The 12,986-nt window shown below is 50.1% G+C and carries 9 protein-coding genes, 1 tRNA gene and 3 pseudogenes; 9 read left to right on the plus strand and 4 right to left on the minus strand.

What is annotated here, in order from left to right:
- Window positions 1-21: 21 nt before the first annotated feature.
- From HGT71_RS02835 to HGT71_RS02870, 8 genes and pseudogenes are all read left to right on the plus strand, one after another.
- Window positions 22-165 carry a hypothetical protein gene (locus tag HGT71_RS02835; RefSeq protein WP_214216457.1) on the plus strand — a complete coding sequence of 48 codons (144 nt, stop codon included), beginning with the start codon at window positions 22-24 and terminating at the stop codon, window positions 163-165.
- Window positions 125-781 (plus strand): RipA family octameric membrane protein, encoded by a 657-nt coding sequence (locus tag HGT71_RS02840; RefSeq protein WP_214216459.1) that lies wholly within the window; start codon window positions 125-127, stop codon window positions 779-781. The genes HGT71_RS02835 and HGT71_RS02840 overlap by 41 nt, the downstream gene beginning before the upstream one ends.
- 63 nt (window positions 782-844) lie before the next feature.
- Window positions 845-1,714 carry an EamA family transporter gene (locus HGT71_RS02845; RefSeq protein ID WP_342355440.1) on the plus strand — a complete coding sequence of 290 codons (870 nt, stop codon included), beginning with the start codon at window positions 845-847 and terminating at the stop codon, window positions 1,712-1,714.
- 165 nt (window positions 1,715-1,879) lie between these two features.
- A tRNA-Asn gene (locus tag HGT71_RS02850) sits at window positions 1,880-1,955 on the plus strand.
- 21 nt (window positions 1,956-1,976) lie between these two features.
- Window positions 1,977-2,465, plus strand: a pseudogene (locus HGT71_RS02855) (class II aldolase/adducin family protein); the annotation flags it as partial.
- Between the two features lie 5 nt (window positions 2,466-2,470).
- Window positions 2,471-3,403 carry a 2-hydroxyacid dehydrogenase gene (locus tag HGT71_RS02860; RefSeq protein ID WP_214216461.1) on the plus strand — a complete coding sequence of 311 codons (933 nt, stop codon included), beginning with the start codon at window positions 2,471-2,473 and terminating at the stop codon, window positions 3,401-3,403.
- 224 nt (window positions 3,404-3,627) lie between these two features.
- Window positions 3,628-5,028 carry a D-arabinono-1,4-lactone oxidase gene (locus HGT71_RS02865; protein WP_214216463.1) on the plus strand — a complete coding sequence of 467 codons (1,401 nt, stop codon included), beginning with the start codon at window positions 3,628-3,630 and terminating at the stop codon, window positions 5,026-5,028.
- On the plus strand, window positions 5,025-5,858 hold the full coding sequence (locus tag HGT71_RS02870) for a glycosyltransferase family 8 protein (RefSeq protein WP_214216464.1): 834 nt from the start codon (window positions 5,025-5,027) through the stop codon (window positions 5,856-5,858). Before HGT71_RS02865 ends, HGT71_RS02870 begins: the two co-directional genes overlap by 4 nt.
- A 43-nt stretch (window positions 5,859-5,901) precedes the next feature.
- Here the strand turns inward: HGT71_RS02870 and HGT71_RS02875 are convergent, their stop codons facing one another.
- Window positions 5,902-7,650, minus strand: a complete 1,749-nt coding sequence (locus tag HGT71_RS02875; RefSeq protein WP_214216465.1) for a sensor domain-containing protein — start codon at window positions 7,648-7,650, stop codon at window positions 5,902-5,904.
- A gap of 133 nt (window positions 7,651-7,783) precedes the next feature.
- A pseudogene (locus HGT71_RS02880) lies at window positions 7,784-9,234 on the minus strand (EmmdR/YeeO family multidrug/toxin efflux MATE transporter).
- Between the two features lie 213 nt (window positions 9,235-9,447).
- Here HGT71_RS02880 and HGT71_RS02885 point away from each other — a divergent pair.
- Window positions 9,448-10,893, plus strand: coding sequence for an AMP nucleosidase (locus HGT71_RS02885; RefSeq protein ID WP_214216466.1), 1,446 nt, complete (start codon window positions 9,448-9,450; stop codon window positions 10,891-10,893).
- 41 nt (window positions 10,894-10,934) lie between these two features.
- Here HGT71_RS02885 and HGT71_RS02890 read toward each other — a convergent pair whose 3' ends face one another.
- Complete coding sequence (locus tag HGT71_RS02890) at window positions 10,935-12,230, minus strand: NCS2 family permease (RefSeq protein ID WP_214216467.1); 1,296 nt, start codon at window positions 12,228-12,230, stop codon at window positions 10,935-10,937.
- A 236-nt stretch (window positions 12,231-12,466) separates the two neighbouring features.
- Window positions 12,467-12,712, minus strand: a pseudogene (locus tag HGT71_RS02895) (LysR family transcriptional regulator); the annotation flags it as partial.
- Between the last annotated feature and the right edge of the window lie 274 nt (window positions 12,713-12,986).

Genomic DNA, 12,986 nt, shown 5'->3' on the forward strand with positions numbered 1-12,986 from the left:
ATAAGACGGGGAGAGCAGTAAATGCTGCTCTCTTACCCTGACGGGTTTACCCTGCACTTAGCCACCTCGCTACGTGATACACTGAGCCAATCCAGTTCACACCTAATGACAGGTATTCAACACTATGACGATCAACACCGAGTCACTCGCTACGCCAAATATTGATACCCTTATCGTTTCCCACGCCTCCTTGGATGAGCAGAGTGCGCGTCAGATCAATACGCTACTTACCACGGCGCGTACGCAACAGCGTCACGAGGAAGTTTCGGCCGATAAGCGTACCCGCGCCTTTATGGTGCTCTTTATGTTCCTCTATGTCATGTTGGGGGCCTCTCTCACCTTACCGACCTCGCCGATAGACTTTAGCCATACCGCTTTACGCTACGCCATTGAGTCAATCCCAGTTCTTATCTCGTTCTCTGGCTTTTTTATCTCGGTACTGTTTTTCTTCTCTACCCGTCGGGCCTACCGTCGGCAGCTCAGCTGGCAAACAACCATCGCTGCCTTAGAGGCTCGCACGGGTCAACAACTCAGCCAATTTATTGAAGGTTTAAACTGTGGTCCGCAAAATTACTCGAATACCGGTTTACAGAGCGCCTTGGCGCTGTTCGTTTGCGTGACTTGGGTGGTGCTGTATAACTTTTTCACCTTTACCACCAGCGGCGTAATTGGCAGTGTCATCTCACTGTTTATCAGTACGATGGTCTATGTGATGTTAGATATTCAGTTACTTAAGGCTTCACAAACCTCGGTACCAGACCAGCAGACAGAAGCTTCCTAAACCCGTAGTGCCTTTCACCTCTCACGGGTTAGGTCAGTGTTCATTTCGTAAAGGTTAATTATTGTGTGGTATATGTTAGCAGTCACCCTCCTATGGGGGTCATCATTCAGCCTAACCGGACATATTCTTGCCGGTCATGTTGATGGATTTTTCTCGGTATTTATCCGAACGCTGATCGCGGCAATAGTCTTTGTGCCAATGATGACGTGGCGCGGGCTCCCGGCAAAATTAATTACCGGACTGTGGCTATGTGGGGCGTTACAATTTGGCATCACCTATGCCTTGGCTTATCAAAGCTTTCGCCTGTTAACCGTACCGGAGATGTTACTGTTCACCACGCTAACGCCGCTCTATATCGGCTTAATCAATAACGCGCTGGATCGTCAGTTCAACCCTTGGACTTTATTGGCTGCCGCCTTCGCCGTATCTGGGGGGATGGTTATTCACTACCATGGTTTAACCGGTGATTTTTGGCGTGGCTTCTGGATTTTGCAGTTAGCCAACGCCACTTTCGCCGCAGGGCAAGTGATCTGTCGCCGCTTGCTACTCGCCCGTCATCCACAATTAGCAATGACCAAACTATTCGGTCACTTTTTCTTGGGCGCGGTAGTGATCTCTGCACTGCTGTTTGGATTATTTGGTCATACCGACCAACTGCCGCAAACGCCGTTACAGTGGGGATTACTGGTCTACCTTGGATTAATCGCTACCGCCTTAGGGAGCCTTTGGTTGGCGAAAGGTAGCACGCTGGTCAGTGTCACCGCTCTGGCAATTTTCAACGAACTTCACGTCCCGATTGGTTTAGTGATCAACCTTCTGTTTTGGGGCAGTGATGTGCCGTTATTACGCTTACTGGCCGGTTGCGCACTTATCGCGGTAGCTGTCGGGATTAACTACCTCGGTGCCGCCCGTAACCGGGCGCGTACCGCTTAGCCTTTAGGGCACCTGAAGTGTCAGGTGCCCTAGTCTTCGCCCCTACCTTTCTATGCCTGACGCTTGCCTATTGCTTCTTTTATCAGCAGTCAGTCATCGCAAGCTAAAAACCGCTTTGACAAGCCAATGGGGAGACGCTACTATCTGCCCCGTCTTCAGGACAATTCCTCTGTAGTTCAGTCGGTAGAACGGCGGACTGTTAATCCGTATGTCACTGGTTCGAGTCCAGTCAGAGGAGCCATATTAAAGAAGCCCGCTTAACGCAAGTTTAGCGGGCTTTTTGCTTTCTATTGTTCGCCGAGATGTTTCCCTCACCCTACTGCATACCTTACCGGGTATGGCGGTTGCCGCATGTGAAGAAGGGTTATTGCAACTTAATCAGATCAGTACTGAGTTTTATCAACGGGTGGGTTACCATCCCTATGAGGGCGTATCCTTTGACCTGGATGAACGGGCGCGGATCCAACGCTCTTTGGGCGAGAACATTGCGCTGATCTTACAAAGCCATGGCCTGCTATCCGTCGGACGTACCATCGCTGATGCTTTTTATATTATGTACTACCTTAATCGGGCCTGTGAAATTCAGCTGGCGGCGGCACAGTTGGCGCCACTGGGTACAATCTGCACGATTCCTGAACCCTTGAGTCACCACGCCTGCCAACAGCTGATGGGCGTCGAACAAGAACGTCAGCTCGTGTGGCAAGCCTGGTTACGCCGATTAGACCGTATTGATGACTCTTATAAAAGTTGATGACTATGAATAAATCAATCGTTGTGGTGGATTGTGATGATCCGCAGTTAGCAGAAGAGATCTGTAGCGCACTGGCTGATTATAATGAGGTGGAGGCGGTATTGCCTTCACATCCGTCAGCACAGGCGGCACATTATGCCAGTTGCTGGTTTCCTCACCCAGAACTGTTAACGCATTGTCCCCACCTCAAGCTGGTACAAGCAGCCTCTGCAGGGGTCGATCATCTCCCCGAGGCGCTCTTCACCAGTGATGTTCCTTTGTGTCGCGTGGTCGATGATAATTTCCGCCATGGAATGTTCGAGTATGCACTGTGGGGCGTTTTACATTTTCAGCGCTATTTCGACCGCGCGATCCATAATCAACAACAGAAACGGTGGCAACTTTACGCACAACGGCCAAGCCATGCATTTCGCGTGGGGATAATGGGTCTGGGGGAGATAGGAAGTTACCTTGCCAGTCAGTTCGCTTCACTCGGCTACCCGGTATCAGGTTGGGCGCGCAGCGAAAAAACACTGGCTGGGGTAGACTGCTTTGCCGGTCCTGATCAACTCGACGCCTTCTGCCACAACTTGGATGTCCTTATTAATGTCTTACCATTAACCGCGCAAACACGCGGCATCCTAGGCACCCCCTTACTCAATCGCTTACCCCAGGGTACGGCTTTAATTAACTGTGGTCGGGGTGACCACATGGTCAATCATGAGGTGATAGCGGCCTTAGACAGCGGACAGCTTGGCGGCGCAGTGATCGACGTCTTTCCGATTGAACCCCTGCCCTCGGAGGACCCGATGTGGACACATCCTAACGTCATCGTCACGCCGCATATGGCCTCTTCCGCTCAGGTCTCCGTGATTGTCTCGCAGCTTATCGATAACATTGCGCGGGTCGAGCAACATCGTCCGCTGCGTAATCACGTCGATAAACATCACGGCTATTAATCGTCAGTGGGAAGTCTTGGCGATAGGCTCACGCCGCAGGCTTCCCTTATCCTACTGTGACTCATTAATTCGCCAACTAAACGCTCATCGTGCCTTTTACCGTCCCTCTGCCGAAAAAATTTGCTAAGATCGTTTTAGAACAGTGATCCATTTCATATTTTTAATAAAAATCGACTACGCTTAAACGACAACCCTTTTTATGCCAATGAGCGAGTGGAGCGAGAGTGATACAGAACCCAATACTTTACCCCCAGCGTTCAACGGATGAACCTTCTGCAGAGCAGATCTTCAACTGGGCACGGAATGCACAACTAGGCTCTAAGCAGCAGCTGTATACGCCGAAAGACGAGGCAGCCTTACAAGCACTGCTTAAAGAATCCTCAGGCCCTATCCGGATTATCGGCAGCCGCCTATCCCCTGGTCGTATGGTTTCGCCACAGAGCGAAGGCATCCTGCTGGACTTAAAACACTTTCGCGGTGTACTCGCGATGGATGAAAACAGCGTGCGTGTTGCCGCAGGGACGCCTTTACAAGAACTGTTTAAAACCCTGCAGCAGAACGGCCGGATGTTGAAATGCTCCCCTGGGGTGATTGCCGTGCAAACCGTGGGCGGAGCGCTCGCGACCGGTACGCATGGCCAAGGTTTGCAGCAAAGTGCCATCACTGACGAAGTCCTAAGCTTCACCCTTATCCTCGCCAATGGTGAAAAACGGACGTTTCAACGTGGGGATGCTGAATTCTCTGCGATAATGGTCAATCTAGGTTGCCTAGGGATTATTACCGAAGTCACGCTTTCCACGGTACCCGAAAACTACTTTACCTGCGTTAAGACGGCGGTCAGCGCCGATAGCCTAGAGACCGATATTATCGATTGGAACCATCAGCATCTTTTCAGTAAAGCATGGTGGTTTGTCGACGATAACTTGCTGCATGTCTGGAATATCGACCCTGCCGACGCCTCGGCGCAGCAACGTTATCAAGAGAACGCCCAACAAGTCGTACAGCACTCTTCCGATCAGGACGAGAGCTTAAACGCGACCATTGACCAAACCTTGGCCTTGATGCACGCGGACACTCAGGTTCATGGCCATGGTGGCAAGCAGTTTCGGACTGTCGCGCGCTTTAAAGATTTCACCGATGTCACCGGGGATATTTACCAATTGTTATGCCGCGGCATCGCCGTGCCGCAAATCAACGTTGAAATCGGTGTGCCGCTCGCGCAAACCCCGGCGATTATAAGCCATATTAAGCAATGGTATGCCGAGCAACAGCCGCATATGCACTATCCGATTATCTTGCGTTGTACCGGTGCCTCGGAGGCATGGTTAAGTCCGGCCTATCAACAGGATACCTGTTACTTCGGCTTTGTCGTCTATTACGCCGACGACGGTTCTCTGTCGCAAGATGGCTTACACTTCCTCACCGAGGTGGAGAAGATTTTGGCTACTTACGGCGGACGGCCGCATTGGGGTAAATATTATGATCCCCAACATTATGACTGGCCCACCCTCTATCCTAGATGGCAGGATTTTTCTGCGGTGAAGCAGCAACTTGACCCGCAGCAGCGTTTTAGCAACCCTTATATACAGCAACTGTTTCCCTCATCGATAGGAGATCCCGCATGAACGCATGGGCAACCCTTCTGACCCAAGATGCTTACTTGGTCGGAGTCATTGCGCTCCAGCGCTCTCTAACGCAACAACAGAGCCAGTGGCCGTTGGTGGTAATGGTCACACCTGCCATCAGTCAAGCCGCGCGCGATCAATTGGCGGCTGAGGGCTGCCGTTGGGTGGAGATCACCCCGCTATACCCTAAAGCGGAGCTAAGCCAACACTATGCCTCCGCGCAATTTGGCGAGGTATGGTCGAAACTGCGTGTCTGGGGCTTAACCGACTACCGTCGTATCGTCTTTCTCGATGCGGATATGTTGGCGGTACGCAATATGGATGAGCTGTTTGACTTACCTCTTGCCGAGGGGCACATTGCCGCCTGTCATGCCTGCCGCTGTAACCCTAATCAGATCGCTAGCTACCCTGCTAGCTGGCAACCGCAAGCCTGTCATTATACTTGGCAAGAGAAAAAGCAACCGCCGCCTGCATCACTGGATCTCTACCTAAATGGCGGATTCCTAGTGTTAACACCAGATGAAGCGATGGCTAACCATCTCGTGGAAAAGGTAGAGGGGATCAGTGATTTAAGTCGTTATCCCTTCTCAGAACAAGACTTGCTTAATGAAGTCTATGAGAACCGCTGGACACCGCTTTCTTACGGCTATAACGCGCTGAAAACCTTACCCTTCCAGCATAAAGGCTTATGGAAATTCGATGAGGTGAAGAATATTCACTATATTTTGAAAAAGCCTTGGCAGAAGCCCCGTCACCCTAACGCTGATGAGCAGGATCGCGATACGCCGCTTGACGCATTGTGGTGGCAGGTATATCAGCCGGAAAGTTAAAAGATCGCGATGGGCTAATCCCTATGGCTTAGCCCATTTTTAATTAGTCGGAGACCAAATCGGATTCGAGAAGTTTTTGGATTTTTGCGTTACTGACTGCTGGACTGAATAAGAATCCCTGTCCGATAAGGTAGCCTTCGTTAATCAGCGTGTCACACTGCTCTTGCTCTTCCACCCCTTCCGCCACGACATCCATACCTAGGCAGTTTGCCAACAGCAAAAGCGCTTTGATAATGGCTTTACCTTCGCGGCCTTGGTGTAAGCTGCTGACGAAACTGCGATCGACCTTAATCACATCCACCGAGTAATCCTTGATATTACTCAGGGTTGAGTAACCGGTGCCGAAATCATCTAACGCAATACGTATTCCTTGCTTTCTTAGCTCTTTAATCGCGCGGATCACAAATTCTGCGCCATGCCCAACAATCATATGCTCGGTAATTTCAATTTCGATCAGCCGAGGGTCGATTCCATAGTGGGCAATCTGCGCCAGACATTTTTCGGCATAGTCGTCCCACATAAATTCGACCGGCGAAGCATTCAGTGACACCGGCACCAGCGTGAGGCCTTTCTCAGTCCACGTTTTGATATCCTCGAACACTCGCGTACGCATTTGCTCACCGATTTTTTCGACCAGTGACCGGTTTTCAAAGGCCGCCCAGATAGCACCGGGATAAGCTAATTCACCTGTTGGGGTGGTAAAGCGTAGTAACGCTTCCAAGCCCACCAACTGCCCATCGTTCAATCGCACTTTGGGCTGGTAATAGGGTTCGATTTTATGATGATCGATAGCATATTGCGCCAGTTCTAACTGCTCGGCAATGCGCGTGACGCTCTTCATCAACTGGCTATGATACTGCAGCACGCCACCGCGACCGTTCTGCTTGATTTCACTGAGGGCGACATTCGCTGCTTTCGTTAACATCTCGCTATTTTCGACCGAATAAGGCCAAGTGGCGGTACCGATGCTCATTGATAGACGGACGGATTGTCCATTATGGCTGATCGGTTTAGCGATAGCATTGATGATATTTTGCGCGAGCTGATTGATTTCTTCAGTACTCACTGTTTGAGGAATAATGATGGCAAATTCATCACTCGACAGACGCGCAACATAGCCTTGACCCGATAGCTTTTTTATTAACCGTTTGGCGACAACCTTGAGTATATGGTCGCCGAAAAGGCTTCCACGGGTATCGTTTAACAGTTTGAAGTGGTCGAGATCGGCGTGTAATAAGGTCACGGATTGATGCGTCGCTTTAGCAATACGCAACGCTTTCTTAAGATAGGACTGGAAATGACGGCGATTCGGGATATTGGTTAACTCATCGAACTCGCTAAGATGACGCAGTTTGGTCTCCGCCGAGCACTGTTGTGTCACGTTTCTCGACACACAGAGAATGCTGCTGACGACACCTTGCTCGTTGTGAACCGGGGTGAGGAGATTGTCCCAAAAGGTAATTTCGCCTAATTCATTAATGCTTTTTCCCAGAAACTGCGCATTCTCGCCTGAGCGAGCCTTTTGCAGCGCTTTTCTGCCCGGCTTTCTAATTTCTTCCGGCAACAGCGGTAGCCACTCCATTCCAAAGCCTGAAAGAGGATCCACCCCCAAGGCAGTGCAGCCAGATTGATTCATGTTGATTACTCGCCCGTCTGGGCTAAGAATTTTAATACAATCTATACTGGCATCAAGCATCGCTTTGTAAGCATACAAAGTCTCTAAATGACCTTTATCATATGCGCCATCATCAAAAGAAGGCGATGAGACAGCCGAAGGTAAAGTCTTTGTCATTAGTTCCTCAGAAAATTAAAACTTTTCGCTTACCGTACACTTTCAGCTGAAGCTTAGGGTGCTATTTTTTCGCCAGCTTTACACAATAAGCCTAATAATTCAGATTGCGATAGGAATTGTCTTATAGGCCGAGTTAAATCGATTTATTCGCGCGTTGGATCATTTTTCGATAATTATTTAACCAAGTACCACTGTGCAATCGCCACCAAAAACAGACGCCACGCACTGCCCAATCCATCACCATCCCAAGCCATACACCGACCACGCCCCAGCCTAACCAGATACCGAGAACATAGCCCATTACGACGCGCGCGCCCCACATACTGAACATCGAAACATACATGGCGAACCGCGCATCTCGCGCCCCTTTCAGGCTTGCCGGTAACACCCAAGAGCAGGCCCAGATCGGCATAAAAGCGGCGTTAAGCCATACAAATGCTGTGTAACGCTAATCACTTCCGGGTCGGCGGTATAGAAACGCGCCAATAGCCCAGCAAAAGGAATAGTTGACCACGCGATAAGCGTTAATCCCACGGTCGCTAGCCAAAAAACATGACGTATTTGCTTTTCTGCTTGATACACCTGATCTAATCCTAGGCGTTTACCCGTAATAATCGTCGATGATGAAGCCAAGGCATTGCCGGGGAGATTAATCAACGAGGCAATGGAAAACGCAATAAAGTTTCCGGCAATATCGCTGGTGCCCATGCCCGCGACGTAAATTTGCGTGAGAAGTTTACCGCCATTAAATAGCACCGACTCGACGCTGGCGGGCACCCCGATACTCAACACTTCTTTAAGAATCAGTGTATTCCACCGCGAGAAATAACTTTTAATCGGAATCAAGAGTGCGCCACTAAAACGGTTAGCCAATACAATAATAATGACTAACGCCCCGATATAGCGAGAGAGGGTTAGCCCTAACCCTGCCCCACTGAAACCGAGTCCATTCCAGCCTAAACAACCATAAATAAGAATTGAACTGATGATGATATTTAAAATATTCATCCCCGCATTAACCAACATCGGCACTTTGGTATTACCAGCTCCCCTTAATGCCCCACTGCCTATCAATGCAATGGCGGCGGCAGGATAGCTCCACGCTGAGATATGCAGATAGTTAAGCGCCATGGCTTTCACTTCAGGATCAGCGCTGCCGGCAATGACTTGGATAATCTCTTGTCCAAAACATTCAATAATGATCGCCAGCACAAAGCCGATGACGGTCATCAGCCCGAGAGATTGTCGCGCCGCGGCTCGGGCGCGTTCACCCTCACCTCGCGCCAAACTAAACGCCACCACGACGGTGGTACCCAGATCGATCGCCGCGAAAAAGGCTATCACTACCATATTAAAGCTATCGGCAAGCCCCACCCCGGCCATCGCCGCTTTGCCGAGCCAACTGACCAGGAAGGTACTTAATACCCCCATTAACAGGACGCAGAGGTTTTCGATAAAGATGGGGACCGCAAAAGGGGTTATTTCACGCCAAAATAGGGTTCGGTAGCGGCGTCGTTGACGATACCAAGGCGTTCGTTGAATCACTTGAGCAAGGGGACGAATAACACGTTGCACAATGCACATCCTTTTTCCGCACGGAGAAGACAGAGATACTCAACGATTATCTATTACGACAGGCGATGGATTAACTTTAGTGTTTAACCATTAATAACTCAATAATATTTAACAAATTTAATACAATTCTGGTTTATGCTGAGTTCTGTTTGTAGTGTATAAAAACACGGGGTAGAGTAATCCTGATTTTATGCCCCGCCTGATGAAGAGAGGTTCACCATCATGTCACAACCACAGTTAGCCATCGAACAAGCGTTAGATCAGTTAGAAATCGACTATGAGAGTGCCGTGGCCGCATTAAGAGCGGCATTAGAACGCTATGTTACCTCAGGCGAATTACCCAGCAGCGACGCCCGACAAGCCGGTCTTTTTGCCTATCCTGAGCTTGTTCTGCACTGGCAAGGTGAGCAGACACCTGTCCAGCGCGTGCGGGCGTGGGGACGTTTCACCCATGCTGGCACCTACAGCGCGACCATTACTCAACCGGCACTCTTTCGTCGCTATTTGACCGAACAGCTGGAGATGCTCAGTAAAGAATATCAATTCACCCTTGAGGTTCGCCGGTCTGCGGTAGAGATCCCCTACCCCTACGTATTAGACGGTTTGGCCTTGACGATTGAACGCCAGCAAATGGCCACCATTACTCGTTTTTTCCCCACCACTGATCTGGCTAATATCGGCGACGATATTTCCGATGGCTTGGTAACGCATGATCAAGAGATGCCCCTCGGCCAATTCGATGCCTTGCGGGTCGATTTTTCGCTGGCACGTCTTAAACATTATACCGGCACCCCGCCAGAGAGCGTTCAGCCCTATATTCTGTTTACCAATTATACTCGCTATGTCGATGAGTTTATTCGCTGGGGGAAAGAGCAAGTCGCTGACCCGAGCTCGCCTTATATCGCCTTAGTCTGCGCCGGCGGCGATGTACTCAATGCGCAGAATATCGAACAAGAATTACGTCAAGATGCCTGGAAGAAACATCAAATGCCCGCTTGGCATCTGGTTACCGAGGATAATCAAGGCATCTCGCTGATTAATATTGGTGTTGGCCCCTCAAATGCCAAAACGATCTGCGACCACCTTGCCGTCTTACGGCCCCACGCATGGTTAATGATTGGTCACTGCGGTGGGTTACGTGAGAGTCAGCGAATTGGCGATTATGTGTTAGCCCATGCCTATCTGCGTGACGACCATGTATTGGATAGTGTGTTACCTGCGGATATTCCGGTACCGAGCATCGCAGAAGTCCAACGCGCACTCTACGATGCCACGCGCCATCTATCCGGTGAAACCGACAGCACCACGATCAAGCAGCGCTTACGCACGGGGACCGTCGTCACGACCGATGACCGAAATTGGGAGCTTCGTTACGCAGCCTCAGCCTTGCGCTTCAACTTAAGCCGTGCGATCGCCGTGGATATGGAGAGTGCCACTATCGCAGCGCAGGGCTATCGTTTTCGTGTCCCTTACGGCACGCTACTCTGTGTGTCTGATAAACCCTTACATGGCGAGATCAAATTGCCCGGCCAAGCTAACCGGTTCTATGATGGGGCGATTTCTGAGCATCTGCAGATAGGAATTTGTGCGGTGGACCTGCTGCGTGCGGAAGGCGATAAACTGCATTCTCGTAAGTTACGGACTTTCGTCGAGCCTCCCTTCCGTTAAAAAAAAAAGCGTTAGGTCATCGACCTAACGCTAGTTTTCGTCTAGGTGGTTAACCAACCCAGTTTAATCACGAACAATACGGTCAATACGATTAGCGCGGGATTCAGCTCTTTGTATTTACCGGTACAGAGCTTAATCACCGTCCAACTGATAAACCCGAACGCAATACCGTTGGCAATCGAGTAGGTTAATGGCATCGCTAAGGCGGTAATAGTTACCGGTGCCGCCGTTGAGATATCCTTCCAATCGATTTCCGCTAACCCTGACGCCATCAGGACCGCCACAAACAGCAGCGCAGGGGCCGTTGCATAGACGGGCACACTACCGGCTAACGGAGAGAAAAACAGCGACAGTAAGAACAGAATGCCGACTACGATTGCGGTCAATCCCGTCCGGCCGCCAACAGCCGCCCCAGCGCTAGACTCAACAAAACTGGTGGTGGTTGAGGTTCCGAGTAACGAGCCGAAAAGTGCCGCGATACTATCAGAGAGCAGCGCGCGTCCCATCGAAGGAATATTACCGTGCTCATCGGTCAGTCCTGCTTTACGCGTTACGCCAATCAGCGTTCCAGAGTTATCGAACACATCGACAAATAAGAAGGCAAAAATAACGCTGACCAGCCCGACATTAAAGGCCCCGGCAATATCCAGCTGTAAGAAGGTCGGTGCCAGCGAAGGAGGTGAGGAAATCACGCCACCAAAAGGCGAAAGCCCGGTCAAAATGGAAATTGCAGTAATCACTAGGATACCAATTAAGATTGCACCGGTCACACGACGCGCTTCAAGGATAACAATCAGGAAGAAGCCCGCAATCGCTAAAAGTGGACCTGGTTTAGTTAAGTCCCCCATCCCCACTAGAGTCGCTGGGTTATCGACAACGATGCCAGCACCTTCTAGCGCTACGATAGCGAGAAATAACCCAATCCCGGCGGCAATCGCAGAGCGAAGTGCAAGGGGGATGCTGCGGATAATCCACTCCCTAATTTTGAAAATTGAGAGACAGAAGAACAGCACAGCAGAGATAAAGACGGCACCCAAAGCGACTTGCCAGTGATACCCCATATGTAACACGACGGTATAGGTGAAGAAGGCGTTTAGCCCCATTCCCGGTGCTAAAGCAATAGGAAGGTTAGCAATCATCCCCATCAATACTGAGCCAATGGCGGCGGCTAAACAGGTCGCCACGAAGACCGCGCCTTTGTCCATTCCAGTCTGCCCCAAAATAGAGGGGTTAACGAAAAGAATGTAGGCCATCGCCAAAAAGGTCGTAATCCCGGCAATGATTTCTGTTTTAACGTTGGTGTTGTTTGCCTTTAATTTAAAGAACTTTTCGAGCATGTTATTTTCTCAAATTATCGTCATTTATACACAATACAATGCCCTGTCTAGGCTTGATCGCGTGCTCATGGTGGTGGAACGCACTCAATACGTAAACGTTTTCGTTCCGGCGAAGGATCCTAATGGGGGGAGGCCGCCTGAGCAATAGTTTTTTATCACTTTGTTCAAGAAAGTTGCAGGCGACCCATGTCATCAGCAGAGGATTAAGCGGTTTGCGTCATCAAGGGTGTAGAAGAGACGGCGACTCGGGCAAACTCATACTGTTTCAAAATCGATTTCGCATGATGGTAGAGCACCTGCCCCGCATCCGTCGGAATAACGCCTCGTTTGGTACGGATCAACAGCTGTTGGTTAAACTCGCCCTCTAAGGTGGCCAACTGCTGACTGAGGGCCGGTTGCGCGATATGCAGGACTTCACTTGCACGAGTTAGGCTACCTGTGTCGACAATTTTCACAAAATATTTTAAGCGTCTTAGATTCATGATTAACTCCTACCAAGGATAAGTGGCGTGAGACTCGCCGCAAGTGAATCTAGTAAGCAATTATCAGGCCAACCTGGCAAACCCCGTCTATACCCTACCCTTCTCCCTGAGGTTTCCTGCTTTACGCCACCGCTTTGCACTGTCGTGAAGCAACGCCCAATCTTTTAGTGCAGTCCCGATTGCACACAGTCTACCCAGCTTGGTTATTTCGTCAGCAAACGCACTGAACGAAGGAAAAAGAGCTTTGACAAGTGCCCTGCGCAACACTATCATC

It is taken from the genome of Rosenbergiella epipactidis, assembly GCF_018494055.1.
GTDB classification, from domain to species: Bacteria; Pseudomonadota; Gammaproteobacteria; order Enterobacterales; family Enterobacteriaceae; genus Rosenbergiella; species Rosenbergiella epipactidis.